At 58.8% G+C, this 25,958-nt stretch carries 19 protein-coding genes and 1 riboswitch; of the genes, 8 read left to right on the top strand and 11 right to left on the bottom strand.

Going from position 1 to position 25,958, the window contains the following annotated elements; translation table 11 throughout:
• Nucleotides 1–114: 114 nt before the first annotated feature.
• On the bottom strand, nucleotides 115–2,004 hold the full coding sequence (gene thiC, locus ACP7BO_RS15225; RefSeq protein WP_426211220.1) for a phosphomethylpyrimidine synthase ThiC: 1,890 nt from the start codon (nucleotides 2,002–2,004) through the stop codon (nucleotides 115–117).
• 154 nt (nucleotides 2,005–2,158) lie between these two features.
• A riboswitch (TPP riboswitch) is annotated at nucleotides 2,159–2,264 on the bottom strand.
• A gap of 181 nt (nucleotides 2,265–2,445) precedes the next feature.
• Here thiC and ACP7BO_RS15220 point away from each other — a divergent pair.
• Nucleotides 2,446–3,882: a TolC family outer membrane protein gene (locus ACP7BO_RS15220; RefSeq protein ID WP_397455064.1), complete on the top strand. Its 1,437-nt coding sequence runs from the start codon at nucleotides 2,446–2,448 to the stop codon at nucleotides 3,880–3,882.
• Between the two features lie 83 nt (nucleotides 3,883–3,965).
• Here ACP7BO_RS15220 and waaA read toward each other — a convergent pair whose 3' ends face one another.
• The gene (gene waaA / locus ACP7BO_RS15215) at nucleotides 3,966–5,243 is read right to left on the bottom strand and encodes a lipid IV(A) 3-deoxy-D-manno-octulosonic acid transferase (protein WP_426211218.1); all 1,278 of its coding nucleotides are present in this window, start codon (nucleotides 5,241–5,243) and stop codon (nucleotides 3,966–3,968) included.
• A gap of 164 nt (nucleotides 5,244–5,407) precedes the next feature.
• Between waaA and ACP7BO_RS15210 the strand changes: the two genes are divergently transcribed.
• The 4 genes from ACP7BO_RS15210 to ACP7BO_RS15195 all read left to right on the top strand — a co-directional run bounded on the left by ACP7BO_RS15210 (nucleotide 5,408) and on the right by ACP7BO_RS15195 (nucleotide 8,968).
• Entirely contained in the window at nucleotides 5,408–5,740 is a 333-nt protein-coding gene (locus ACP7BO_RS15210; RefSeq protein ID WP_060695822.1) for a DMT family transporter, read from the top strand.
• A 242-nt stretch (nucleotides 5,741–5,982) separates the two neighbouring features.
• Nucleotides 5,983–7,158, top strand: coding sequence for an NAD(P)/FAD-dependent oxidoreductase (locus ACP7BO_RS15205; RefSeq protein ID WP_060695824.1), 1,176 nt, complete (start codon nucleotides 5,983–5,985; stop codon nucleotides 7,156–7,158).
• Nucleotides 7,155–7,967 carry an aldo/keto reductase gene (locus tag ACP7BO_RS15200; protein ID WP_397455066.1) on the top strand — a complete coding sequence of 271 codons (813 nt, stop codon included), beginning with the start codon at nucleotides 7,155–7,157 and terminating at the stop codon, nucleotides 7,965–7,967. Before ACP7BO_RS15205 ends, ACP7BO_RS15200 begins: the two co-directional genes overlap by 4 nt.
• A gap of 41 nt (nucleotides 7,968–8,008) precedes the next feature.
• On the top strand, nucleotides 8,009–8,968 hold the full coding sequence (locus ACP7BO_RS15195; RefSeq protein WP_397455067.1) for a metal ABC transporter ATPase: 960 nt from the start codon (nucleotides 8,009–8,011) through the stop codon (nucleotides 8,966–8,968).
• 69 nt (nucleotides 8,969–9,037) lie between these two features.
• Here the strand turns inward: ACP7BO_RS15195 and hldE are convergent, their stop codons facing one another.
• Entirely contained in the window at nucleotides 9,038–10,459 is a 1,422-nt protein-coding gene (gene hldE / locus ACP7BO_RS15190; protein WP_426211215.1) for a bifunctional D-glycero-beta-D-manno-heptose-7-phosphate kinase/D-glycero-beta-D-manno-heptose 1-phosphate adenylyltransferase HldE, read from the bottom strand.
• Nucleotides 10,460–10,626: 167 nt separating this feature from the next.
• Complete coding sequence (gene msbA / locus ACP7BO_RS15185; protein ID WP_397455068.1) at nucleotides 10,627–12,435, bottom strand: lipid A export permease/ATP-binding protein MsbA; 1,809 nt, start codon at nucleotides 12,433–12,435, stop codon at nucleotides 10,627–10,629.
• 157 nt (nucleotides 12,436–12,592) lie between these two features.
• Here msbA and ACP7BO_RS15180 point away from each other — a divergent pair, with 157 nt between their 5' ends.
• Together ACP7BO_RS15180 and ACP7BO_RS15175 are read left to right on the top strand one after the other, a co-directional pair.
• On the top strand, nucleotides 12,593–14,452 hold the full coding sequence (locus tag ACP7BO_RS15180) for an O-antigen ligase family protein (protein WP_426211213.1): 1,860 nt from the start codon (nucleotides 12,593–12,595) through the stop codon (nucleotides 14,450–14,452).
• The gene (locus ACP7BO_RS15175; protein ID WP_426211211.1) at nucleotides 14,449–15,654 is read left to right on the top strand and encodes an acyltransferase family protein; all 1,206 of its coding nucleotides are present in this window, start codon (nucleotides 14,449–14,451) and stop codon (nucleotides 15,652–15,654) included. The genes ACP7BO_RS15180 and ACP7BO_RS15175 overlap by 4 nt, the downstream gene beginning before the upstream one ends.
• A gap of 49 nt (nucleotides 15,655–15,703) precedes the next feature.
• Here ACP7BO_RS15175 and ACP7BO_RS15170 read toward each other — a convergent pair whose 3' ends face one another.
• From ACP7BO_RS15170 to ACP7BO_RS15140, 7 genes are all read right to left on the bottom strand, one after another.
• Nucleotides 15,704–16,588, bottom strand: a complete 885-nt coding sequence (locus tag ACP7BO_RS15170) for a glycosyltransferase (RefSeq protein ID WP_426211209.1) — start codon at nucleotides 16,586–16,588, stop codon at nucleotides 15,704–15,706.
• Nucleotides 16,585–17,736, bottom strand: a complete 1,152-nt coding sequence (locus ACP7BO_RS15165) for a glycosyltransferase (RefSeq protein ID WP_426211207.1) — start codon at nucleotides 17,734–17,736, stop codon at nucleotides 16,585–16,587. Before ACP7BO_RS15165 ends, ACP7BO_RS15170 begins: the two co-directional genes overlap by 4 nt.
• Nucleotides 17,733–19,172 (bottom strand): PIG-L deacetylase family protein, encoded by a 1,440-nt coding sequence (locus tag ACP7BO_RS15160; protein ID WP_426211205.1) that lies wholly within the window; start codon nucleotides 19,170–19,172, stop codon nucleotides 17,733–17,735. Before ACP7BO_RS15160 ends, ACP7BO_RS15165 begins: the two co-directional genes overlap by 4 nt.
• Before the next feature lie 59 nt (nucleotides 19,173–19,231).
• Entirely contained in the window at nucleotides 19,232–20,128 is an 897-nt protein-coding gene (locus ACP7BO_RS15155) for an antimicrobial resistance protein Mig-14 (RefSeq protein ID WP_397455074.1), read from the bottom strand.
• On the bottom strand, nucleotides 20,128–21,258 hold the full coding sequence (locus ACP7BO_RS15150; RefSeq protein ID WP_397455075.1) for a glycosyltransferase: 1,131 nt from the start codon (nucleotides 21,256–21,258) through the stop codon (nucleotides 20,128–20,130). The genes ACP7BO_RS15155 and ACP7BO_RS15150 overlap by 1 nt, the downstream gene beginning before the upstream one ends.
• The gene (locus ACP7BO_RS15145) at nucleotides 21,242–22,999 is read right to left on the bottom strand and encodes a carbamoyltransferase family protein (RefSeq protein WP_003438928.1); all 1,758 of its coding nucleotides are present in this window, start codon (nucleotides 22,997–22,999) and stop codon (nucleotides 21,242–21,244) included. The genes ACP7BO_RS15150 and ACP7BO_RS15145 overlap by 17 nt, the downstream gene beginning before the upstream one ends.
• 267 nt (nucleotides 23,000–23,266) lie before the next feature.
• Nucleotides 23,267–23,590, bottom strand: a complete 324-nt coding sequence (locus ACP7BO_RS15140) for a YceK/YidQ family lipoprotein (protein WP_426211203.1) — start codon at nucleotides 23,588–23,590, stop codon at nucleotides 23,267–23,269.
• 227 nt (nucleotides 23,591–23,817) lie between these two features.
• Between ACP7BO_RS15140 and ACP7BO_RS15135 the strand changes: the two genes are divergently transcribed.
• Entirely contained in the window at nucleotides 23,818–25,899 is a 2,082-nt protein-coding gene (locus ACP7BO_RS15135) for a TonB-dependent receptor family protein (RefSeq protein WP_426211201.1), read from the top strand.
• The last annotated feature ends 59 nt before the right edge of the window (nucleotides 25,900–25,958 follow it).

Raw genomic sequence — 25,958 nt, 5'->3', positions numbered from 1 at the left:
TAAATCGGTCTTTTTTTTTTTTGGCTACCCACCCCGCCGCCCCCCGGCCCCCCAAATTTTGGGCCAAATTTTGGGGGCCCGGGGCGGCCCGGCGACTTGGCCAGAAGGTTTACATCACACCTTTTTGTAAAGCTGACTGCCTTCCTGCTTGAAGCGCTCGGCCTGGTCCGCCAGGCCCTGGGCAACTTCTGCATCCACCGCCTCAATGCGCTGGTTAGCCGCGTAGATACGCACTTCCTGGGTGATTTTCATCGAGCAGAATTTAGGTCCGCACATGGAACAGAAGTGCGCGACCTTGGCCGAATCCTTGGGCAAGGTTTCGTCGTGGTAAGAACGGGCCGTGTCCGGGTCCAGACCGAGGTTGAACTGGTCTTCCCAGCGGAATTCAAAGCGCGCCTTGCTCAAGGCGTTGTCGCGGATTTGCGCCCCCGGATGTCCCTTGGCCAGGTCGGCCGCGTGGGCCGCAATCTTGTAGGTGATAATCCCGGTCTTCACGTCATCCTTGTTCGGCAACCCCAGGTGTTCCTTGGGCGTGACGTAACACAGCATGGCGCAACCGAACCAGCCGATCATGGCCGCACCGATGCCCGAGGTGATGTGGTCGTAACCCGGCGCGATGTCGGTGGTCAGCGGGCCAAGGGTGTAGAACGGCGCTTCGTCGCAGCACTCCAGCTGCTTGTCCATGTTCTCTTTGATCAGCTGCATCGGCACATGGCCCGGACCTTCGATCATGCACTGCACGTCGTGCTTCCAGGCGATCTTGGTCAGCTCGCCCAGGGTTTCCAGTTCACCGAACTGCGCCGCATCGTTGGCGTCGGCAATCGAACCCGGACGCAGGCCATCTCCCAGCGAGAAGCTGACGTCGTAGGCCTTCATGATTTCGCAGATTTCGTCGAAATGGGTGTAGAGGAAGTTTTCCTTGTGGTGCGCCAGGCACCACTTGGCCATGATCGAACCACCGCGCGAAACAATCCCGGTCACGCGCTTGGCGGTCAGCGGTACGTAGCGCAGCAACACACCGGCGTGAATGGTGAAGTAGTCAACGCCCTGCTCGGCCTGTTCGATCAGGGTGTCGCGGAACAACTCCCAGGTCAGGTCTTCGGCCGCGCCGTTAACCTTCTCCAGCGCCTGATAAATCGGCACGGTACCAATGGGCACCGGCGAGTTGCGGATGATCCACTCGCGGGTTTCGTGAATGTGTTTGCCGGTGGACAAGTCCATGACCGTGTCCGACCCCCAGCGAATGCCCCAGGTCAGCTTGGCCACTTCTTCTTCAATCGAGGAGCCCAGCGCACTGTTGCCGATGTTGCCGTTGATTTTCACCAGGAAGTTACGCCCGATAATCATCGGTTCCAGTTCAACGTGGTTGATGTTGGCCGGGATGATGGCGCGACCGCGGGCGATCTCTTCGCGCACGAATTCGGCAGTGATTTCTTTAGGGATGCTGGCGCCGAAACTGTGACCCGGGTGCTGCTGATCAAGCAAACCGGCAGCCCGCGCTTCCTGCAGCTTCATGTTTTCGCGGATGGCGACGTATTCCATCTCGGCGGTAATGATGCCCTTACGCGCATAGTGCATCTGGCTGACGTTGGCCCCGGCCCTGGCCCGACGCGGGTTTTTCACGTGGGCGAAACGCAGCTTGGTCAGCTCGGCATCGTCGAGGCGCATCTGCCCGAAGTTGGAGCTCAGGCCCGGCAGGCGCTCGGTGTCGCCACGGTCATCGATCCACGCCGAACGCACATCACCCAGACCTTTGCGCACGTCGATTTGCACAGACGGGTCGGTATACGGGCCAGAGGTGTCGTAGATCAATACCGGCGCGTTGATTTCACCGCCAAAATCAGTGGGGGTGACATCCAGGCTGACTTCACGCATCGGCACCAGAATGTCAGGGCGCGAACCCTGTACATAGACTTTTTGCGAGCGGGTAAACGGCTTGACCGATTGCTCATCGACCTTGGCCGAATCACTGAGATTGATCGCGTTTTTTGGTTTTGTACTCATCACGGCTCTCCAGACTGCTTCCAGGCGGATTGTCGGAGGTAGAACCTGAAAAAAGCACGGAGGCACCCAAGGACTGGATGCTGAGTGACGGCCTCGAACGATTGATCACTTTTTGAACAATCGATCCCGGACGGCACTCAAGAGGACTCGCCGGGAGACGAGAAATCTTGTTCCCTACGCAGGCTTTAACCTGATCAGGTTCAACGGGATCCGAAATTATTCGATCTCAGCCTCATAGCAAGGCACCCCGACAAGAACGTGGCCAGTCTAGAGAAGAGTGACGCAGAACGCCAACCCCGAAATAAGTCGCGTGATGAAAGGCGCAAGATCGGGATTGTTGCAAGGTGCCACCACTACTACACTCGCTACGTCTTGAAACCACGAGCGTCGGAACACGGCCTCGGGCCTTTATTTTTCGCATTATTGAACTAGGGATCGCTCATGCTGCGCAAACTCTCACTGGCTATCGCCGTGTCCTGGGCGACCAATGCAATGGCGCTGGATACACAAGCGCCTCTATCCAGCCAGAACGGCCTGGTCAGCGTTTACCATGAAGCCGTCGACAATAACGCCGATCTGGCTGCAGCCCGCGCCGATTACGATGCTCGCAAGGAAGTCGTGCCCCAGGCCCGTGCCGGTTTGCTGCCCAACCTGTCGGGGGGAGCCGAGTCGACCAATGTGCGCACCTCCATTGATCAGCCGTCACTGACCACCACACGCAGTGCAGTGGTGTACCAGGCCACCCTGGCTCAGCCGCTTTTCCGCGCCGATCGCTGGTTCCAGTTAAAAGCTGCCGAGTCGGTCAATGAACAGGCTGCACTGCAACTGTCGGCCACCGAGCAAAATCTGATACTGCAAACCGCCAACTCATACTTCTCGGTACTGCGAGCACAGGACACTCTGGCCTCGACCAAGGCTGAAGAAGCTGCATTCAAGCGCCAGCTGGACCAGTCCCGCGAGCGCTTCGATGTGGGGTTGTCGGACAAGACCGACGTGCTGCAATCTCAAGCCAGCTATGACACGGCCCGGGCCAACCGGCTCCTGGCGCAACGCCAGGTGGCGGATGCGTTTGAAGCGCTGATCACCCTGACCAACCGTCAGTACAACTCGATTGAGGGCATGCGTCACACCTTGCCGATCCTGCCGCCGACGCCGAATGATGCCAAGGCCTGGGTCGACACCGCCGCCAGGCAAAACCTCAATCTGCTGGCCAGCAACTTCGCGGTGGAAGCTGCCGAAGAAACCCTCAAGCAGCGCAAAGCCGGTCACGCGCCGACCCTGGATGCAGTGGCGCAATACAAAACCGGCGACAACGACGGCTTTGGTCTGAGCAACCCGAACGCGTTGCAGCAGCACTACAGCGGGGATGTGTCGCAACGCAGCATCGGCTTGCAGCTCAACATCCCGATCTACAGCGGCGGCCTGACCAGCTCGCAAGTGCGTGAGTCCTACTCACGGCTGAACCAGACCGAACAACAGCGTGAATCGATGCGCCGCCAGGTGGTCGAAAACACCCGCAACCTGCACCGCGCGGTCAATACCGATGTCGAGCAGGTACAAGCGCGCAAACAGTCGATCATCTCCAACCAGAGTGCGCTGGAAGCCACAGAAATCGGTTATCAGGTAGGTACGCGCAACATCGTTGACGTGCTTGATGCCCAGCGTCAGCTCTATACCTCGGTGCGCGATTACAACAATTCCCGCTATGACTACATCCTCGACAACCTGCGACTTAAACAGGCTGCGGGCACCTTGAACCCGGGCGATCTCGAAGCGCTGTCACGCTATCTGAAAGCTGACTACAACCCGGACAAGGACTTTCTGCCACCGGACCTGGCCCAGGCCGCAGAAGCCAATATGCGTTCACCGGGTAATTGAAGAAAAGCCTGCAACCTGCACAAGCAAGGTTGCAGGCTTGCAGCGGCACTGACCGGGTCAGTGCCGCCCAACGCAAAACCGGATCACCCTTTGAGAAGTCGCCCCAACCCCTCCAGCAGGCGCTGCAGTGCGCCCTGATTGGCCTGCATCACCTTCAGTCCTGCTTCGGCCATGCGCTGCGCATCTTGCGGCAGTTCAAACAGGCGTTGTACTGCAACTGCCAATCCTTGTGCGTCATCCACCTCTTGCAGTGCACCGGCCTCGCGCAACAGCGCGGCAATTTCGAGGAAGTTGAACAGGTGGGGCCCGCTCAGTACCGGTTTGGCCAGGGCTGCCGGCTCCAGCAAGTTATGCCCGCCATTGGGAACCAGGCTGCCACCGACAAATGCACTGTCGGCCAGCGCATACAAAAACAGCAACTCGCCCATGGTGTCGCCCAACAGCACCTGTACCCCGGCACTGACCCGCTCGCCGCTTGAGCGTCGCACGGTGGCGAAATTTTCTCGTTGGCACAGCTCAAACACCGAATTGAAGCGCTCAGGGTGACGCGGTACCAGAATCAGCAGGGCATCGGGGTGACGGGCCAGCAATTGACGATGGGCCGCGAGCACAATCGCGTCTTCGCCTTCATGGGTACTCGCGGCAATCCATACCGGGCGATCTTGCGCTTGCCAGTGCTCACGCAATTCGCCGGCCCTGATCAGCAACTGCGGATCGATACTCAGATCAAACTTGATTGAACCCGTCACCTCAACGCATTCGGGACGGGCACCCAACTGACGAAAGCGCTCGGCTTCGGTTTCGGTCTGTGCGGCAATCAGGCTCATCTCTTCGAGCATCGGCCGGGTCAGTTTGGCGAAACGTGCATAGCCCTTGGCCGAACGGGCCGACAACCGCGCATTGGCCAGTGCAACAGGAATCCCGCGCCTGGCGCACTGGTGGATGTGGTTAGGCCACAGTTCAGTTTCCATGATCACTGCAAGTCTGGGCTGTATCCGGTCCAGAAAGCGCGCCGCGGCCCAGGGCAAATCGTAAGGCAGGTAACAATGTTGAATCCGCGGCTCGTTGGCGAACATGGCCTGGATCCGCTCGGACCCGGTAGGGGTCATGCACGTCACGGTAATCGGCATCTGTGGATAACGCAGGAGCAACGCCCGGATCATCGGTGCGGCAGCGATACTCTCGCCCACTGATACCGCGTGCACCCAGATCCCGCCTGGCTGCAGCACCGCATGATTCAGCGCAAAGCGCTCGCCCACACGCTTGGCATAGGCCGGCGCCTTGCGCGCCCGCAGCCATAAGCGAATCGCCACCAGTGGCAGCCCCAGATGAAACAGCAAGGTGTAGAGAGTTCTATTCATGGGCGCGGAGTTTACTTGAAAAAGTATTACCCATGATGGCACCCGGGGGGCCGGTCATGTCGAGATGTCTGCGGCGTCTGTCGCAATCAAAACGCAATACACTTTTACACTCTCTAGAATGGCTTGCTGTTAAATTGCCCCGCACTACCCCTCAGGACTCCACCATGAATGCCTACTACTATTTGGCCATCGCCATTTGCGCCGAAGTAATCGCCACCGTTTCCATGAAGGCGATCAAAGGTTTCAGCACACCGTTGCCACTGATTCTGGTGATTGCCGGTTACGCCACCGCATTCTGGATGCTGACCCTGGTGGTGCGTACGATCCCGGTGGGTGTGGCCTATGCCGTCTGGGCCGGGTTGGGGATTGTGATGGTGAGCATCGCGGCGCTGTTCATCTATGGTCAAAAACTCGATGTACCGGCCATGCTCGGCATGGGTTTGATCGTGCTCGGGGTGGTGGTGATCCAGCTGTTCTCGAAAACAGCGGGGCATTGACCCCCTCCCCCCTTAGCAGTTGCCGCAGGCTACGTCCGGCGGCATGGCCGCCGTAAAACCAGGGTAAGCGATCGTCCAGTTAAAACGCAGGGGCCGAGTTTACGATTGCTGCGCAACCGGACGTAGCCTGCGGCAACTGCTACGAGTAGCGGATCTCCCATAAATCCTCAACGCCCACAAAAAGTCAGAGTCCGGATCAGGCTGTATACTCCCAGCCTTGTCTTTGAACGCTGAGGTCGACCATGCCATCCGTTATTTCCACCGACGTACTGATTGTCGGCGCTGGTGTTGCAGGCCTCTGGCTCAATGCCCGCCTGCGCCGCCTGGGCTTTTCCACGGTACTGGTCGAGAACGGGACGCTTGGTGGCGCGCAGACTGTAAAGTCCCAGGGCATCATCCACGGCGGGGCGAAGTACGCGCTGCATGGCGCGCTGACCGGCGCCTCGGAAGCTATTGCCGATATGCCCCGACGCTGGCGCGAAGCCCTTGCCGGTAACGGCGAGCTGGACTTGAACGGCGTACGCTTGCTCTCCGAAGCCCACTACCTGTGGTCACCCGGCACCCTGGCCGGCAACCTCACCAGCTTCTTCGCCAGCAAAGCCGTACGCGGACGTGTGGATCAGGTCAAAGGCGATCAATTACCTCCTGCCCTGCAAGACCCCCGATTCAAGGGCAAGGTCTATCGCCTGTCCGAACTGGTGGTCGACGTCCCGAGCCTGATTGAGCGCCTGGCCGAGCTGGCGGGCGATGGTTTGCTGGCAGGCCAGAACATTGAACCGGTGATTGAGAATGACGAGCTGATCGGCCTACGGATCGACGGGCGCGAGATTCATGCCCAACGCATCATTTTCAGCGCCGGAGCCGGCAATGCCGAATTGTTGGCCAGTGCCGGGATCAGTGTCCCGGCGCAACAACTGCGACCGCTGCACATGGTGCTGGTCAAGGGCCCAAGCCTCAAACCTCTGTATGCCCATTGTCTGGGCGGTGGCCCCAAGCCACGTATTACCGTGACCACGCACCCGGCAGCCAATGGCGAATGGGTCTGGTATTTGGGCGGTGACATCGCCGAAGCAGACGGTGTGGCGCGCACTTCTGAAGAGCAAATCGCCGTTGCACGCAAAGAACTGGGCAATTTGTTGCCATGGATCGATCTGAGTCAGGCGCAATGGGCCACGCTGCGGGTCAATCGCGCCGAGCCTGCGCAGTCCGGGCTGGTACGCCCCGACAACGCTTTCCTCGCCGATCAGGGCCGTTTACTGGTCGGCTGGCCAACCAAGCTGGCGCTGGCACCCGACTTCGCGGACCGGGTCATCAGTGCGCTGGAAAATGACGGTATCAAGCCAGGCAATGTGCCTGCCCTGCCTGAGTTTGCGCGCCCTCCACTGGGTGAAACAGCGTGGGAGCAGCTGTTGCCATGAGCCAGCCAACCCTGCACGACCTTCATCGCCCATTGGGCAGTACCGGCCTGCTGGTTTCGCCACTGGGCCTGGGTACCGTCAAACTGGGGCGTGACCAAGGGGTTAAATACCCCAGCGGTTTCAAGATCCCGGATGATGGCGAAGCGAAAATGCTGCTCAAGCTGAGCCGGGATTTAGGGATCAACCTGATCGATACAGCCCCCGCCTACGGCCGCAGTGAAGAGCGGCTTGGCCCGCTGCTGCGGGGCCATCGTCAGGACTGGGTGATTGTCAGCAAGGTCGGCGAAGAATTCGATAACGGCGTATCACGCCACGACTTTAGTGGCGCCCATACGCGGCGCTCAGTTGAACGCAGCCTGCAACGCCTTGAAACGGATTTTATCGATCTGGTACTCGTGCATTCAGATGGCAATGACCTTGCGATCCTCAACGAATCGCAAGTCTACGAGACCCTGGCCGAGCTGAAGCGCGAGGGTAAAATCCGCGGTTTCGGGCTGTCGGGGAAAACCGTCGAAGGCGGGCTAAAAGCCCTGGAGACCGGCGACTGCGCAATGGTGACCTACAACCTCAATGAACAGGCCGAACGCCCCGTCATTGATTACGCGGCCGCCCATGGCAAAGCGATTCTGGTTAAAAAAGCCCTGGCCAGCGGTCATGTTTGCCTGAGTCCGGGAGTTGATCCGGTGCGTGCCAGCTTCGAACTGGTATTTGGCCATCCCGGGGTTGCCAGTGCTATTGTCGGCACCATCAATCCGCTGCACCTGGCCCATAACGTGGCAACTGTTGCGCAGGTTCTGCGTAACCTCTGAAGCCGCCGATGCGGCCGACCCCGACGCAAGAAGGAGCCGACATGCCGCGTTCGCTGATTCGCAAAAACCCCAGTGACTTTAAAACCCTGCCGTTGTTTGTCGAGGCCACGCCCGAAGGGTTGAGCTACCAGGCGATCGGCAGGCCCCTGAACTTTGCACAAACCTTGCAAAAACGCCGCCCGGTCAAGGTCGCCGACACCCAGAGGTTTTCTCTGGAGCTGGCCAACCTTGGCGTATCCGTTCGCCTGACGTTGAACTGGCAAGGCCGTGATTATTGGGTGCTGGTGCGCCAGCGGCGCCAGGATCGGGGGGACGTAGTACTCAAATTGATCTCGGGCTACGTACCTGCCCACGAGGTCAGCCTGCCCCTGCACACGGCCATCCAGGAAATTGCTGAAGAGTGTTTGCTTGAGACCCCGGAAGGCTGGCTCAGCGGACGCTTCAACGAAACATGGTTACCCGCGCCTTACGCCAGTGCACTGCATTATCGTGAAGCCCTGCCCTTTCGTCTCACGCCTTTGTCCGGCGCGGCCCGCCCCGTCCGCTGTGGCAGCCAGCCATTAATCGAGCGCCCCAGGGCCTACGTGCACTTGCCGACGGCATCACTGCAGCTGATTTACGATTTACGCCTGGAAGTGCCCAAGGAAGCCAAGTCCCTGAGCCTGTTCCACGTCGACGAACGACTGGAGGGCGACCAACTGGTGGCACGGCTCGACCGCAAACGTGCAGACCTGTACCTGATGCCGCTGACTGACGGCCAGCCCTGTGCCGAGCTCTACACCCTGCACAAGGACCGGCTGCACAGTGCGAGCACGCGCGGCCTGTATCTGGCTGAGAGTTTTGCCCATCAGGAAGGCTGGGTGGTAAGCGATGAACGCATTCGCTGGAAGGACTGGCTCATCCAGCAAGGCTTGAGCGCGCCGGGCAAGGAATCGAGGCTCAAAAGCCTGACCGGCAAGGCACGGCAGATATTCAGAAAGGTGGTGAAGAGAGAGGCATGACACTGTAGGAGCGAGCTTGCTCGCGAGCTTTTTCAAGATCAAAAGCTCGCTCCTACAGAAGCGGGATCATTACTGACCGCGGATTTTCTCGACAATCGCCGTGGTCGAGCTGTTTTCAACCAGCCCCAGCACTTTCACTGTGCCGCCATAAGACGTCACGATATCGGCACCCACCACCTGGTCGATTCCGTAATCACCGCCTTTGACCAGCACGTCCGGCTTGACCTGGGCCAACAGGTTTTCGGGCGTTGCCTCCGCAAAGCTGATCACCCAGTCCACAGCGCCCAGACCTGCCAATACCGCCATGCGCCGATCAACGCTGTTGATCGGACGCCCTGGCCCCTTGAGGCGACTCACCGAAGCATCGTCATTGACCGCAACGATCAGGCGATCGCCTTGCGCCCGCGCTTGTTCCAGATAGGTCACGTGCCCGGCATGCAAAATGTCGAAGCAGCCGTTGGTAAACACTATTTTCTCGTTGTGCGCCCGCGCATCATCGATGGCCAGCAACAACTGATCGAGCTTCAGCACACCGCGCTCGGAACCCTCTTCGCGCTGAATCGCACGACGCAACTCCGGCGCACTGATGGCGGCCGTACCCAGCTTGCCAACCACAATGCCGGCAGCCAGATTGGCCAGCGCCACGGCGTGGGGCAGCTCTTCGCCAGCAGCAATCGCGGCAGCGAGGGTAGAGATAACCGTGTCGCCGGCACCCGTTACGTCAAACACTTCACGGGCGCGAGCAGGCAGGTGCATGGCCGCAAAGCCTGGACGCAACAGCGTCATGCCGTGCTCCCCGCGTGTCACCAGCAAGGCGCCCAGGTCCAGATCAGCCATCAGTTTGGCGCCTTTGGACACCAGCTCGGCCTCATCGGCGCAACCGCCAACGATGGTTTCAAACTCGCTGAGGTTGGGCGTGATCAGGCTGGCACCACGGTAAATCGAGAAGTCCTTGCCTTTAGGATCGGCCAACACCGGAATGCCCCGGGCACGTGCGGCCTGGATCAATACCTGATGGTTTTTCAATGCGCCTTTGCCGTAGTCAGACAGCACCAGCACCTTGACGCCTTCAAGCAGGTTTTCAACTTCGGCACCCAACGCCTGCGCGTCGGTGGCGAACGGTTCTTCGAAGTCGATACGCAGCAGTTGCTGGTGGCGACTCATGACCCGCAGCTTGACGATGGTTGGCTGGTGCGCAATGCGCTGGAACAGTGCCCGCACGCCTGCACCCTTGAGGCTATTGGCCAGACTGTCGGCGGCTTCGTCATCGCCGGTCACGCCCACCAGAGATGCGGGTGCGCCAAGAGCGGCAATGTTCAAGGCAACGTTGGCAGCACCGCCCGGGCGGTCTTCGATTTGCTCGACCTTGACCACCGGCACCGGCGCCTCAGGGGAAATCCGCGAGGTTCCGCCATGCCAATAACGGTCGAGCATGACATCGCCTACCACCAAGACAGGGGCTTGATCGAATCGCGGCATGGACAACTTCATGGAGAACCCACATACAAAATGAACAGAGGCGCGATATTAACACAGGGTGAACCCAGGTCAGTTCGCGGTATTAATGCAGCGAATGAGAATCAGGCGAGGACTGCAAACTGCGGTCGACCTTACTGTGGAAGCCGGCTTGCCGGCTCCCACAAATCGGGCTGCCCCTGCTAGGCGATATCGCCCGAGGTCTGCGGAGCATCAAGACCCATCGAGTGCAGTCGGGCGTAGTAACCGTTTTGCGCCAACAATTGGGTATGGGTGCCGCGCTCGACGATTTCGCCCTGGTCCATGACCAGAATCATGTCGGCCTTTTCAATCGTCGAAAGACGGTGGGCAATCACCAGTGTGGTGCGGCCCTTCATGACGTGATCCAGTGCCGCCTGAATATGGCGCTCGGACTCGGTATCAAGAGCCGAGGTCGCCTCATCGAGGATAAGCACCGGAGCGTTTTTGAGCAGTGCCCGGGCAATCGCCAGACGCTGACGCTGACCGCCGGAAAGCAGCACGCCGTTTTCCCCGACCTGAGTATCCAGGCCGTGTGGCAACTGCTCGATGAAGTCCATCGCGTAGGCATCGCGGGCGGCTTTTTCGATATCGGCACGCGGTGCACCGGCCAGGTCGCCATAGGCAATGTTGTTGGCAACGGTATCGCTGAACAGGGTCACGTGCTGGGTGACCTGGGCGATATGGCGGCGCAGGTTGAGCAAGCGATACTGTTCGATCTCGACCCCGTCGAGCAGAATTTCGCCCGAGGTGTGGTGATAGAAGCGCGGAATCAGGTTCGCCAGCGTCGACTTGCCACTGCCGGAACGCCCGACCAGTGCCACCATCTGCCCGGGCTCGGCAACGAACGATACATCCTTGAGCACCTGGCGGTCGGTATCAGGGTATGTGAAGTTGAGGTTGCGTACATCCAGACGGCCCGTGACATGGTCAAGTTCAATGGTGCCTGTATCCACTTCCGGTTTTTCGTCCAGCTGCTCGAAAATGCTTTCAGCGCCGGCCACACCCTTCTGGATAGTAGAGCTGACTTCCGACAGCTGACGGATCGGCTTGGGCAGCAAGCCGGCCAGGGTGATGTAGGCAATCATGTCGCCCGCTGAGGCATCACCGCGCAGATAGAGCACCAGGAACATCAGAATGCCCATGGCGATATAAATGACCAGTTGCAGCATCGGCGTGTAAATCGCCCCGGTGCGGGTCATGCGCAGTTGCTTGTCCGTGTTGCTCTGGCTGGCTTCCAGAAAACGCTTCTGCTCGTAAGTCTCGCCGCCAAAGCTGCGCACGACGCGATAGCCCTGGATGGTCTCGGACGCTACGTGGGTCACATCACCCATTGCCACCTGGATTTTCTTGCTCTGTTTGCGGAATTTCTTGCTGGCGGTACTCACCATCACCGCGATCAACGGCAAGATTGCGATCATCACCAGCGTCAGCCGCCAGTTCATCCACAGCAATGAGGCAAACAGGAACACCACCGTCATGCCTTCACGGATAACCACCTTGATCGCATCGGTAGCGGCACCGGTGACCATCGTCACGTTGAAAGTGATGCGCGAGATCAGATGGCCGGAGTTGTGCTTGTCGAAATAACGGTTGGGCAGTACCAGCAGTTTGTTGAACAGCTGGACCCGCAGATCATGTACCAGCCCAAGGGACACCTTGGCCAGAAAGTAGTTACCCAGGAACGAGCCCAGGCCTTGCCAGGCTGCAATCAGCACAATCAGTATCGGCACGGCCTGCAGCAGGCGAAGATCACGCAGGTAAGGGACGGTAGGAAACAACACCGCATCCGGGTTGGACAGTCCGTCAACGAAATACTTGAGGATGTAACCAAGCATGGGTTGAGTCGAAGCGAAAATAAGGAACCCGACAATACTCAGCAGGAAAAGGCCGATGTAAGGTCGGACATAGCCTAAAAGACGCAGATAGATTCTTACGCTCGATTGGCTTTCGCTGGGGCTGGATTCAGTCATATCACGCGGCGGTTAGTAAAAAAGGATGCTGACTTTATCACAGCTTCTCTGGTGTACTGCGTGCCGGTTGGGGTGAGGCCCCACGGGGTAGCAAAAACGACATTAAATGGCCACTACGCTAGTATGGCTATCCAAAATCCGGAATGAATTTTACCGCATGCAATTCAGCTACTTAAGCTATTCAAAAAATCGGGTATTTGACTTTATTTGCCTATGGCTGCTTCCCATTGGCTTTTTACTGCTTCTATCCGACCTTTATTTTTTGCCGGGACGCAGCATTCATCACAAGCTGTATTACGGTTTGTTCAGCATTCCCACCCTGATCGCAATCATCCTGCGCCCCAGGGAGCTCAAAGATATTCTGCGCGAGCCGCTGGTGCTCGGCTTTATCCTGCTTTCATTGTGGTCGATAGTCAGCCTGATCTGGAGCAACACTCAGGATGACTTCGTGGGGCTGGTGCGACCGGCCCTGCATATGTTGATGTTGTATTTCGGCTGCTCGTTACTGGTCAAATACCGGGCAGACATCCTGCAGCCGCTGTTCTTTAGCGCTGCCATCATTGCCTTGATCGCCACCCTTTATAACCTGTGGGTATTCCTTCCAAACTCGCCGGAAGCGCGGATGATCGGTGCGGGGGCATTCGACAACCCGCTGCTCAGTTCCCACGCCTTCGGCTTCTTTTGTATTTACTGGCTTGCACTGGGCATGACCTGCAAGCGCGCATACGTGCTGCTTATAGCTGCTCCCGCCTTTTTGATCATGTTCGCAGCGATACTGGCCACCGGGTCCAGAACGCCATTGGTGGCAGTCGTCCTGGCGATGCTCTGGCTCAGCTTTATTTGCTGGAACCGCCGTTCACTGGCGTTGATCAGCATGCTGGTAGTGGGGGGCATCGTGGTCATGACGATGTTCGCCGAGATGATTCTGGGCCGCGGCAGTTCGTTTCGCATTGAACTCTGGCAGATGGCTCTGGCGCTTATAGAGCAGCGTCCATGGATCGGCTATGGCTATGACGCCGCATTGTCACTGCAGCCGCAAGGCACTGATGAGATCCTGAGCGAACCGCATAACTTCGCCCTGGGCGTGCTGTATTACGTTGGCATTTTAGGCTTCCTGCCCTGGCTGTTCATGCAGGTGTGGGGGCTGTACAGCAGCTGGCGTCATCGTGTGCAGCCGCTGTTTATCCTGGCTTCCGCCTGGCTGGTGTATGGCATTGGTGCGGGCCTGACCGAAGGCGGTGGATTAATACCAAGGCCGAAAGAACACTGGTACCTGCTGTGGATTCCTCTGGCCGTGATTGCTGCTCTCAATATCAATCTGCGCCTCAAGACCCTGCGCGGCAGAGCGGTTAACCGGCTTCCCGAACCGGCCTTCAAAACGCTTGAAGCCCATGCACAAGTGATTGAAGAGGACGGCCTGGGCCCCAAAGTCTTGCGCCTTGAGAACGGCAACTTCCTCAAGTTGTTCCGTGCCCGACGCTGCTATACCTCAGGCAGCTTCAACCCCTACTCGGAACGTTTTGCTGTCAACAGCGAGCGCTTGCAGGCAATAGGCATTCCGGCACCAAAAATTCTCGACCTGTATCTACTGACCGATGGCAGCAGCGCCGTGCTGTACCAGCCGCTGCCAGGCCAGACGCTGCGCCAGGTCATGCAGTCAATGGGCTCTGCCTCCGTGCGCCAGGCGCTGGTCGAACGCTTTGGCAAGTTCCTGGCCCAACTGCACGACAAAGGGGTTTATTTCCGCTCCTTGCACCTGGGCAATGTACTGTTGATGGACGATGGCGAGTTCGCACTCATCGATATCGCAGACATGCGCATTTACCCTTCACCACTAAGAAATGCCTTGCGCCAAAGAAACCTGCGGCACATGCAACGTTACCCTGAAGACCGTCGCTGGCTGTTCGAAGAGCAACTTCCCGAGCTGCTCCAAGGCTACGCGACACTGGCTTCACCAACGGCTGTGGAGGGTTTGCGCCAGCAGGTTGCTGCGCTTACCCAAATGGCCAAAGTTTGAACGTGGCGAGCGACAGCGTTCTCTGGGCGCTAATGGCCTATGCCCTGGCCGTGGTCACGTCCGGATTACTGCTGCGGTATTTCCCTGCACTGCAGCGCCACCTCAGCCATCCCGGCCAAAGCCGCTATGCCAGTGTCGATGGCTTGCGCGGTTATCTGGCGTTCGGGGTGTTCGTACACCACATGGCGATTATCTGGGTCTTTCTGCATACCGGGATATTCAACGTGCCAGAGAGCACGTTTTACGCCCAGATCGGACTGGCAAGCGTGGCCTTGTTCTTTATGATCACCGGCTTCCTGTTTTGGGGCCGCCTGATGGAAAAGAGGCGCGACTTCGACTGGCTGGCCTTTGCCGTGTCGCGGGTGTTCCGCCTCTACCCGCTGTATTTACCACTGCTGTTGCTGGTGATTTTCAGCGTGTTTTATATCCAGGGCTGGACCTTCAATGATGCCCCGCTGGAAGTGGCCGGGCAGATACTGAGTTGGCTGCTCTTTGACCGCCCCGACATCAACCAATACCCGCAGACCGGCATCCTGATCTCAAACGTCACCTGGACGCTGAGCTACGAAGTGTTCTTCTATATGGCGCTGCCACTGTTCGGCCTGGTGTTTCTGTACCGCCGCAGCTGGATACAGACCGTGCTGTGCCTGCTGGGTATCTACTTGTTGTATCAGCTGGTCGGCTGGGAACACTCGCTGAAAAAACACTTCCTGATGAGCTTTCTGGGGGGCGTGGCAGCGGCATACTGGATTCGTCATCCCGGGCTGCTGGCCTGGAGCCAGACGCACCTTGCGGGGATCATTGCGCTGGTTGCTTTGCTGGTGGTCGTTACGCAGTTTCAAAAAAGCTTTGCCGTCATGCCACTGGCGCTGCTGACACTGGCGTTCTCGATTATCGCCTCGGGCCACACACTGTTTGGCGCATTGACCTTGCGCAGCATTCGCTGGATGGGCGAAATCAGTTACAGCACCTACCTGCTGCACGGGTTCCTGATCTGGCTGATGATCCAGCGTGTGCCACTGTCATTGCCGATCGACACCAAAGAACCACTGACCTTTGTGATGCTGGCGGCGCTGTGCTGTTGCCTGCTGATCATCATCAGCAGCCTGACCTTCCTGTACATCGAGAAGCCGGGCATGGAAGCCGGCAAGAAAGTCGTGCACTGGTTACGCCAGCGCACACAGGCAAAGGCCAAAGCCTGACTGGTTGTAGGAGCGAGCTTGCTCGCGAGCTCGCTCCTACAGATGGGTCTTAGTCCTTTTCCAGCGGCGAAAAATACAACCGCCCCAGCCCGCGCCAGGTTTTCCCGGTCCAGTGCCTGAACGGAATCTGGGCCAACAGCTCCCGGGCCAGGGCGCGGTTGCGGTTCGCGGTTTTCAGGAACATGGAATTGAGAAACTTGTACCGCACCTCGTCATACAGCGGGTGATCGCTGAATAACGCATAGGTTTTCAGAATGCTGTCGATCATGAAACGGTGGTTTTTGTACGAGTTGGTTGCGTGCTTGCGATAGCGCGCCATCACCACGTTCAAGCCATCAATGAAATACCCGGCATGGGTGATCTTCAGCTCGATATACAAGTCTTCCAGGCGGATCTGCGGGTCGAACCCCCCCACTTTATCCAGCGCTTCACGACGGATCATCAGGGTCGGAGCCGGCGGATACGGCTTGCGCTCAAGAAACATGTCTTCGAAATCGAGACGGCGAAACGGCACGTCACGGCGCTGACGCTTCTCCGGAAACAGGTTGCCATCGGCATCAATCAACTCGATGTTACCCGCGCAAATCCCGACCTCGGGCTTGCCGTCCATGTAGGCGACCTGAACCGAAATGCGGTCCGGCATCATGATGTCATCCGAACCGAACGGCACAATCAGGCTGCCTTTGGCGCGGGCAATCGCGCCGTTGAGCGTGTTGGTCAGCCCCTGATTCTGCTGTACCCGAAAATCGAAACCATGGGCCTGCTGCAGGCGCTGAATACGTTCCACGCTGTCATCGGGCGAGCCATCATCGATAACCAGCAACTCGATATTGGGATAGGTCTGATCCAGAACGCTCTGGATGCTTTGCTCGATGTACGGGCCATGGTTGTAGGAAGCGATGATCACTGTCACCAGCGGCTGCGAGTCGGTCATGGGCGATCCTTACGTGCCTGGCTCAGGCCAGAGTCAATCAAGTCCAGATACTCCTGACGGAACACCTCAATGTCATGGTGCTCCTGCAGGTAACGATACGCCTGCTCGCCCTTGGCCTGCAGCGCTGCATCCGGCAATGCCAGATACTCATCCAGCGCAGCGGTCAGTGTCACCACATCACTGGGTTTGACCGCCAGACCGCCGGCCCCCTCAATTAACGGCAGCATGGCCGGGACATTGGTAGCGATGACCGGCAAATGCCCGCTCATGCCTTCCAGCAGCGCCAGCCCCAGGCCTTCAGCGAGCGAAGGCATGGTCCAGATATCGAAGGCACGTACGTACTGCAGCGCGTTCTCCTGAAAGCCCAACAGGTGCGCCCGCCCCTCAAGCCCCAACTGCCCGATCTGCTCGCGCAAACGCGACTCTTCGCGCCCGGCGCCAATGATTGCCAGCTGCGCCTGCGGGTATTTGTCTTTCAACGCAGCGAAAGCCTGCAGCAGAAAACGGTGGCCCTTGATCGGCACCAGGCGACCCAGCGCGCCAATCATCCGCGCATCCTGATCCAGGCCGAGCTTTTCGCGCGCCTGCTGGCGTGGCAACTGCAGAGCCTCGGCCTGCTCGATGTCGATGGCGTTAGTAATGGCGTAGGTATTTTGCTCAGTGAAACCGCACTTGCAGTCGAGCAAGTACTGTTTGACCGCAGGCGATACACCGACAAAACGCCAGGCTTTATCGATCAGGCGCTTGGCCTGACTACGCCGGTAAAAGCGGTCGTACTCGCCAAAACCATGGGAAATCCCCACACACAGCGGGATCTTCAGCCAGCGGTTGAGTTGCAGCATCATGTTCACCGGCTTGAAGCGGTTGCAGATCACTACATCGAACTGCTCTTTGCGGCAGAACTTGTACAGCGCCCACATGGCACGGATACGCATGCCCTTGAGCGACTTGTCGCTGAACTCGAAATACACCGAATGATCGGCTTTGCTCACGGGCTCGCCCGGACCCGGACGGCCACGCAAAAAGGCCGCCGTGATTTCGTAGCGCTCAGTGGGCAGAGCGCGCACGATCTGCTCGGCAAGGTCGGCAAAGTCATGGGATTTGACGTTGTAATCAGGCTGCAACTGCAAAACCTTGGAACGCTTCATAGCTCTCCCCGGTAAAGACCGGACGCATCGGTTTTCAGGATCCAGAACAGTTCATGTCGCCGGACCGCTTTACGGAAAAATTCATTTTCGCCATAGGGGGAAGGTTTCCTGCCCGCCAGCAACTGCTGGATCAAGCGCCGGATTCGACGCTTGAGCGCGGCACGCGGTTGCAGGTCATGCATCATGCCCAACGCCATGGCCTTATCACGCTGCTGCGCGAGGTCGAGCGGCAAACTGCAGGGTTGCAATACGAGGGCCGGGTTGAACACCGGCGGCAAGGCGATGCCATCCCCGCTATCGCCCATCGGCCAGCGATCGTTATCGTGCAGATGGTTGGCATACCCCAGAATTGTAGTCGGTTGCCACTCCAGACCTTGCAGCGCTTCAAGAACCGCAGCATGGGCACAGATATGGTCCGGGTGCGGATCGATAGCAGGATGCGGCAACACCATGACTTCGGGTCGCGCGCGCAGGATCAAGGCGCGCAAGTCCGCAAGCAGGTTGTTCCAGGTAGGGGCGCCATCCAGATCACCGGGCAACGCATACGGGTTGAGCTGACGGAACAGGCGAGTGTCGCTCAGGTCTGCCTCCCGCGAACCTATTGGTTGGTCGGGGGCCGCCTGCATTGCGGATAGCTGCAGGCAAAAATACCCGAGCTGGGCGCAATGCGCTTCGGGAACCCCCGCCCAACGCGGTACCGCCAGGCTGTCCCAGGCACGCAGACGACCCTTGAGCCGTGCCGCCTCGGCACGTTCAAGGCCCATGTGCTGATAGTGTTCGGCTTCAATTTCGCCAGCAGTCAGGGTCACGATCCAGGCTTCTTTGGCCTGGCTGTACAACCCGAAGGCGGCGAGCTCGGCATCGTCGGCATGGGGCGCGATCACCATGACCCGCTGATCACGGTAGTCGGGCTGGCGAAACACCCACAACGCGGGCTCGCCCGCCAGTCGGCAAAAACGCCCTTGCAGGCGCAACGTGCCGCTGACCAGCGATGAAGCAAAGCCGCTCAGATTCAAATAGCGCAGGCCGTCAACTCCGCGCTCGAAGGTCTGTTTATCCATCGCCCCGGCGGCGAGCAGTTGCACGAACGGATCGACAAAACGCCCGAGTATCCCGGCCTTGATCTTGACTGCCAGTATCAGGGTTTCGTCGCCAGTCAGGTCCAGAGGCTGATCGACTACCAGCCTTGCCCCCTCAAGACGTACCGCCACACGCTCGCTGTCCGGCGCAAAGCTGTACTGATAATCGTCTTTTGGCGAGTAGAAAAGGTGGTCGGCAAACCAGGCTTCATGGGCTACCCAGCCCAGAACCGCCAACACCAGTGGCAGCCACCAGGCCAGCAGCACACCGCTGGCAATCAACACCAGCAGGCCAATCAGCAGGCCCATGCGCTTGTTACGCCGATGACGCTTGAGAAGTTGTTGTTTGCGGCTCATGGCTTTTGCTCTAAGGCTTTTGATTTCCTGCAGGAGCGAGCTCGCTCCTGCAAGGCCAATTACACTTTGAAGACCGGCACCGGGTTGCACCACCGCTCTTTGTACTCGCGGTCGGCACGACCGAACGAGAAACGCAAAGGCTTGTTGACGCTGCGAGCCTGCTCCCAGGCCGACTGGGTATTGAGGAAGCTCAACACGCTGCCAGGGCTGAAGGCACGGGTTTCGGGGTCAACGCCGCCATTGACGTACTCAATGCTGATCCACTCCGGCGACTCAGCGCGATACACCAGCTGAATCGCAATCGGCGCATCGTTCAGGAAAATCACCGAGCCAATCAACAGCTCGCGCAACAGTTCGATCACTTCAGCCATACGCTCGGCGCCGGTCGCGACAAATCCCCAGCGGCGCAGGAACAAATCGCAGTAAATAGAGGCCAGTTCGACACTGGAAAACTGCGCAACCGGACGCACCACACCCCCCGCCTCTTCCAGCAAGCGAAGTTCACGGCGCTGGTTATAGCGGAACTTCTTGGAAAGCTCTTCAGGTGTGCGGGCCATGGCCAACTGCTCGGCCTGGGGTACCAGGTTACTGAAACGACCTTCGTTGAGTTGCGACAGATAACGTGCGCGATGGCGCAACGGCGCATTGGCATCGGCTGCCGCAGGCAGGATCAGCTCGGCATTGCCCAGATCAAACAGACCTTTTTTACCGTGACGCTTGAGCACGTCCTTGGACAGGGCCACATCACGGCCCCAGACAGGAATTGCAGCTTTGAGCTCGCCATTTTGCTCCCAGGCCAGATAACGCACCGGGATACCCGCCAGCTGGGCCAGACGCTCGACTACCAGCGGATGCGTCGCAACACTGCCGCCAAAACGCTGCCAGGCGTCGGCATAAGCAGGAGCATCGACAACGCTCCAGCCACGCTCGCGCCAGCCTTGAAATCGATTGAGCATCAGGACTCCGCAGTCAGGTCGGTGACTTGCGGCAAATGCCAGAATGTATCGCGCACGGCCTGATCACTGAATCGCTCTTGCAAGCGCGCCAGCATCAGCTCAGCGCAAGCCAGACGCTGCGCATCATCGAGCACCGCAAGGTGTTGCAGGCCCTGGGCCAAATGCTCGGCATCACCGAGCGGGAACAAAATCCCCACGCCTTCGACCACTTCCCTGGCGCCGCCACAGGCCGTAGCCAGCAGCGGAACACCGGCGGCCATGGCTTCGAGCAGCACCATGCCGAACGGTTCGTGATCGGAGCTGAGGGCAAACACATCAAACCCGCGGAAATAGCGACGCGCATCAGGCACCTGACCCAGGAATTTCACCTGTTCGCCAACTCCCAGCTCGATCGCCAGTTCTTTAAGATCTTGCTCCAGGCGGCCCTTGCCAAGGATGGCCAGCTGACTGTCGGCAGGCAGGCCGGGCAGCGCCAGGGCAAAGCCCCGGATCAACGTGGCCTGGTCTTTATCCGGATGCAGACGCCCGACGTTGCCGACAATAAAGCCATTAACCGATAACCCCAGCGCCTCACGCGCCTGGGTGCCCGGCAATTGACCGGCTTGTACGCCAGCAACATCGATGCGGTTGTAGAGCGTGCTGATGCGCCCGGTCGGCCACTTGGGCAAGCACTGGCGCATGTCATCACGCACCGCATCCGAAACACCGAGCAGGCTCAGGCGCTTGCGGAACAGGTTCGCAAACAGCTTGCGGCTGCGACGCTGATAATCGCCAAACGCGTGATGCACGCCAATCACCGGCAAACCAGTGGCCAGCAAGGCGATATAAATCGGCTTGAAGCGATGGGCGATGCAAAAACTGAAATTGCGCGAAGCTGCGATTTTACGCAGCTCGCGGATGGCACCCAGCTTAAGGCCACGAATGGCCTTTGAGCTGAATTCCATAAACAGCACTTCATCAGACGCGCAGCCTGCAGCCACCTCGGGATCGGCCGCCCCGGTCAGGAAGACCGTGGTAACGCGATAGCCGGTACCGGAAAACAGGCTGGCGTACTGACGCGCACAGTCCAGAAACGGCCCGTCATAGCCGTGACAGAACTGCAGTACATGACGCTCAGTCGAGCGATTCATACGTTTGCGCACCTTCTTTAACAACCAGAATGTCTTCCATGATCAGGTACTGCAGGTCGGAGCCGAAGAACATGTTCAGCGCATCGGTCGGCGAGCAAACCATCGGCTCGCCACGACGGTTGAGCGAGGTGTTCAGCGACACACCGTTGCCGGTCAGCACTTCGAGGGCCTTCATCATGTCGTAGTAGCGCGGGTTGTATTCGCGCTTGAGCACCTGGGCACGGGAGGTGCCATCTTCATGCACAACTTCCGGCACACGGCTCTTCCACTCGTCCGACACTTCAAAGGTGAAGGTCATGAACGGCGCCGGATGATCGACCTTGATCATCTGCGGGCCAACGGTGTCGAGCATCGACGGGCAGAAAGGCCTCCAGCGCTCGCGGAACTTGATTTGTTCGTTGATGCGGTCAGCCACGCCTTCGCTGCTCGGGCAACCGATGATCGAACGACCGCCCAGTGCGCGCGGACCGAACTCCATGCGGCCCTGGAACCAGGCCACCGGGTTACCGTCGACCATGATCTTGGCGATGCGCTCGGGGGTATTGTCGATTTTGCGATATGCCGGCTTGCCAGGGTGACGGGCACAGGCCGCGATCACGTCTTCGTTGCTGTACGCAGGGCCGAGGTAGACGTGTTCCATCTTCTCGACCGGCACGCCGCGAGCGTGGGACACATAGGCCGCCGCGCCCACCGCCGTACCAGCATCGCCGGACGCAGGCTGCACAAACAGTTCTTTGACTTCAGGGCGGGCAATGATCTTCTGGTTCAGCTTCACGTTCAACGCGCAGCCGCCCGCGAAGGCCATCTTGCCGGTTTCCTTGAGGATGTCGCCCAGGTAGTAATCGATCATTTGCAGCGACAGTTTTTCAAACAGCGCCTGCATGCTGGCCGCGTAGTGGATGTAAGGTTCGTCGGCGATATCGCCTTCACGCTTTGGCCCCAGCCACTCGATCAGTTTTGGCGAGAAGTAGAAACCCTTGCCGTTTTCTTTATAGCGACGCAGACCGATGACGTTGGCGTATTCGGTGTTGATCACCAGTTCGCCGTTCTCAAACGAAGCCAGACGCGAGAAATCGTACTTGCTGGCATCGCCATACGGCGCCATACCCATCACCTTGAACTCGCCGTCGAGCATCTCGAAACCGAGGAACTCGGTAATCGCGCCGTACAGGCCACCCAGGGAGTCCGGATCGAAGAATTCCTTGATCTTGGTGATCTTGCCGTTTTCGCCATAACCGAAGAAAGTCGTGGCGTACTCACCCTTGCCGTCGATGCCGAGGATCGCGGTTTTCTCTTTGAAACCCGAGCAGTGATAAGCACTGGAGGCGTGGGCCAGGTGATGCTCAACCGGTTCGATCTTGATTTTCTTCGGATCGAAGCCCAGTTGCTCAAGGCAGAACACAATCTTGTTGCGGTAGCGCTTGTAGCGGCGGTTACCCATCAGGATCGCGTCAAGGGCGCGGTCCGGGGCATACCAGTAACGCTTGGCGTAATGCCAGCGCGCCTTGCCGAACAAGCTGATGGGTGCGAAAGGGATCGCTACCACATCAACGTCGCCAGGCTTGATACCGGCTTGTTCAAGGCAGAATTTCGCCGATTCGTAAGGCATGCGGTTCTTGGCATGCTTATCACGTACAAATCGCTCTTCTTCAGCCGCTGCGACCAGCTTGCCGTCGATATACAGGGCTGCGGAGGGGTCATGGCTCAGGGCGCCGGACAGGCCAAGAATCGTCAATGCCACAGGTTGTGCCTCTTTGAAATGCAGGCAGGCGGCAGGCGCCTGAAAAAATGGTGTGCTGCGCACTTCGCGCAGAAACAACTAAAGGGCGGGATTATAGCGTAAAGAACACAGGAATGACCCAGCGCGATTTGCCGCGCTCTCGCAACCCCCGCCGCGACGCCGGCTGTGGACACAGGGCTGCAGATGATGGCCCGATGAATCGCAGGAGGGGGGGGTGATGCTTATACGGCGCAGTGGCTATATCTGCGTCGGCCATGACGGCTGCACTTAGTGCAGCAATATGCTGCCATCCCTGCTCTGTCGATAAATCGTGTACGGCAAGGCCAGCGTGTCGGCCAGAGCAGAGGCGACAACATCTACAAACAACAATGGAATCAAGCCGCCCCCCATACCTGTGGTGTTGGCCGGGGCGTGTAAAACACAAAGATCGAACGCTGCACCGCTATAAACCCTGGGCACGGAGTCACAATAGGTTGACTCCTTTTTGAGCGCCGCACTCACTTGGGCGTCGCTATTGAATACAGTTTTGACCGTTCCACAGCCGCCCAGCGTCAGAACCAGAACACACCAAACCACAGGTTTAAAAGTCATCTGCACCAGCCCCCCAGGAAAGTCAGGCAACCTAGCAACTACTGACCAGACCTGACATAGGAGCTGTCCGAAAAAACCGTGCGAAACCTCCTGCATCCCGCAGTACCTGCCCCTCACGCCGATGCACCCAAGCAATTGCAGCGCTCAGCCGCTAAACTGCGCGCCCTCTGCTAGCCTGATACCCGTCGCCCGGACGGGTCGCTTCACACGGAACCCCTGAACCGCCCATGAAATTTTTTGCACCTGCACGCTTTGCTCTGCTGCTGCCCGGCCTGTGCCTGGCCTCCAACGGTTTCGCCGCCCAAACCCTGGAGCTGGACCCCAGCGTCATCACCGGCTCGCGCAGCGCTAGCCCAAGTTTTGATCTGCCGTACTCGGTAGACAGCATCAGCCAACAGCAAATCAGCGATGGCCAGCTGGGTATTAATGCCTCGGAGGTTTTATCCCGGGTGCCGGGGCTGGTGGTGCAAAACCGTCAGAACTACGCTCAGGACCTGCAGATTTCATCCCGCGGTTTTGGTGCCCGCTCGGCATTCGGCGTACGTGGCATCAAGTTGATTGCAGACGGCATCCCGGCCAGCACCCCTGACGGTCAGGGCCAGGCTGCCACCTTCAACCTCGACACCGCCGAGCGCATTGAAGTGCTGCGCGGCCCGGCGGCCACCTTGTACGGCAGCAACGCCGGCGGGGTCATTCAAATGTTCTCCCGTGATGGCGAAGGCCCGCCGCGCATAGGTGCCGAAACCCTGATCGGCAGCGACGGCCTGAGCAAAAACCACCTCACCGCCGAAGGCGCCACCGATGACATCGGCTTTGTGCTCGATGCCTCGCGCATGGACACCGACGGCTACCGCGACCACAGCGCTGCACGCCGCGACCAGACCTTCGCCAAGCTCAACCTGCACCCTGATGACGACAGCAAGCTGGCGCTGATTTACAGCAGCCTTGAACAAAACGGTACGCAAGACCCGCTGGGGCAAACCTGGGAAGCCTACAAGGCCGACCCGCGCTCGGTAACGCCAGCAGCCCTGACCTACAACACGCGCAAGAGCATCGACCACCAGCAACTGGGGATGAACTACGAGCGCTATATCGGCGACGCCACCCTGCAGGTCAACGCCTACACCGGCACCCGCAGCGTGATTCAGTATCTGGCGATCCCAAAGGGAACTCCCAGCAACGAGCAAGGCGGCGGTGTCGTTCAATTCGACCGCAAGTTCTACGGCGCCAGCCTGCGCTGGCTGCAACCGGTAGATGGCGTGCCGGGCGAGCTGACCCTGATTGGCGGCCTTGACTTTGACCAAAGCCAGGACAGCCGCCACGGCTACAACAACTACATAGGCGACCAACTAGGGGTCAAAGGCGCGATGGTACGCGACGAGGTCGATACCGCCCGCAGCCTGGATCCGTATGTACAGGCCAACTGGGCTATCGATGACTGGACCGTGCAGGCCGGCTTGCGCTACAGCACCATGGAAATGGACGTCAATGATCAATTTTTGAGCAATGGCGACGACAGCGGTACCAAGCGCTATGAGAAAGCCACGCCATCGGTCAGCGTGATGTATGCCTTCACCCCTGATCTGCATGGTTATGTCAGCGCGGGCAAGGGGTTTGAAACGCCGACCCAGGCCGAGCTGGCTTATTCCCCAGGCGGCAATGGCTTTAACTTCGGCCTCAAGCCTTCCGAAAGCACCCAGTACGAAATGGGCCTGAAGGCTCAAATCAATAACACCCGAATCAACGCGGCCGTGTTCCAGATCACCACCGAAGATGAGCTGGTGGTTCTGAGCAATACCGGCGGACGCACCACCTATCAGAACGCCGGCCGCACCCTGCGCCGCGGATTTGAACTGGGGGTCGAAAGCCAGCTCAGCGAACACTGGACCACCACCCTGGCCTACACCCGCCTGCAAGCGACCTACGACAGCGACTTCGCCAGCACCAAAGGTACTATCGACAAAGGCAACTACCTGCCCGGCGTGCCGCAGACCACCTTGTTTGCCGAGGTGAACTGGAAGCCGACCGACTGGGTCAGTACCGCCATCGAAGGCATGTACCGCAGCAAGGTCTACGTTGAAGACACCAACACCGCAAAGGCAGCACCGGCTTACAGCGTATTCAACTGGCGGGCGAAGTTTGAACAGAAGGTCGAGCACTGGACCTTCCACCAGACATTGCGTCTGGACAACCTGCTGGACCGTCAATACGTAGGCTCGGTGATTGTGGCCGATGGCAATAGCCGCTACTACGAAGCAGCCCCGGGCCGTTCGTGGTATGCCGGCGCAGGCGCCGAATACAGCTTTTAAACGAATCCCCGCCCCTGTAGGAGCGAGCTTGCTCGCGAGCTCTTATAACGTCGCAACCA

Origin of the sequence: Pseudomonas sp. TWR2-1-1 (assembly GCF_049897045.1) — a bacterium.
In the GTDB taxonomy this organism is placed as follows: Bacteria; Pseudomonadota; Gammaproteobacteria; order Pseudomonadales; family Pseudomonadaceae; genus Aquipseudomonas; species Aquipseudomonas versuta.
Note: the sequence above shows the minus strand (reverse complement) of the source record. Positions and strands in the feature narration are given on the sequence as shown.

Coding starts and splice junctions, on each gene's coding strand:
- thiC (WP_426211220.1), bottom strand. CDS start 2,004: ATGAGTACAAAACCAAAAAACGCGATCAATCTCAGTGATTCGGCCAAG.
- ACP7BO_RS15220 (WP_397455064.1), top strand. CDS start 2,446: ATGCTGCGCAAACTCTCACTGGCTATCGCCGTGTCCTGGGCGACCAAT.
- waaA (WP_426211218.1), bottom strand. CDS start 5,243: ATGAATAGAACTCTCTACACCTTGCTGTTTCATCTGGGGCTGCCACTG.
- ACP7BO_RS15210 (WP_060695822.1), top strand. CDS start 5,408: ATGAATGCCTACTACTATTTGGCCATCGCCATTTGCGCCGAAGTAATC.
- ACP7BO_RS15205 (WP_060695824.1), top strand. CDS start 5,983: ATGCCATCCGTTATTTCCACCGACGTACTGATTGTCGGCGCTGGTGTT.
- ACP7BO_RS15200 (WP_397455066.1), top strand. CDS start 7,155: ATGAGCCAGCCAACCCTGCACGACCTTCATCGCCCATTGGGCAGTACC.
- ACP7BO_RS15195 (WP_397455067.1), top strand. CDS start 8,009: ATGCCGCGTTCGCTGATTCGCAAAAACCCCAGTGACTTTAAAACCCTG.
- hldE (WP_426211215.1), bottom strand. CDS start 10,459: ATGAAGTTGTCCATGCCGCGATTCGATCAAGCCCCTGTCTTGGTGGTA.
- msbA (WP_397455068.1), bottom strand. CDS start 12,435: ATGACTGAATCCAGCCCCAGCGAAAGCCAATCGAGCGTAAGAATCTAT.
- ACP7BO_RS15180 (WP_426211213.1), top strand. CDS start 12,593: ATGCAATTCAGCTACTTAAGCTATTCAAAAAATCGGGTATTTGACTTT.
- ACP7BO_RS15170 (WP_426211209.1), bottom strand. CDS start 16,588: ATGACCGACTCGCAGCCGCTGGTGACAGTGATCATCGCTTCCTACAAC.
- ACP7BO_RS15165 (WP_426211207.1), bottom strand. CDS start 17,736: ATGAAGCGTTCCAAGGTTTTGCAGTTGCAGCCTGATTACAACGTCAAA.
- ACP7BO_RS15160 (WP_426211205.1), bottom strand. CDS start 19,172: ATGAGCCGCAAACAACAACTTCTCAAGCGTCATCGGCGTAACAAGCGC.
- ACP7BO_RS15155 (WP_397455074.1), bottom strand. CDS start 20,128: ATGCTCAATCGATTTCAAGGCTGGCGCGAGCGTGGCTGGAGCGTTGTC.
- ACP7BO_RS15150 (WP_397455075.1), bottom strand. CDS start 21,258: ATGAATCGCTCGACTGAGCGTCATGTACTGCAGTTCTGTCACGGCTAT.
- ACP7BO_RS15140 (WP_426211203.1), bottom strand. CDS start 23,590: ATGACTTTTAAACCTGTGGTTTGGTGTGTTCTGGTTCTGACGCTGGGC.
- ACP7BO_RS15135 (WP_426211201.1), top strand. CDS start 23,818: ATGAAATTTTTTGCACCTGCACGCTTTGCTCTGCTGCTGCCCGGCCTG.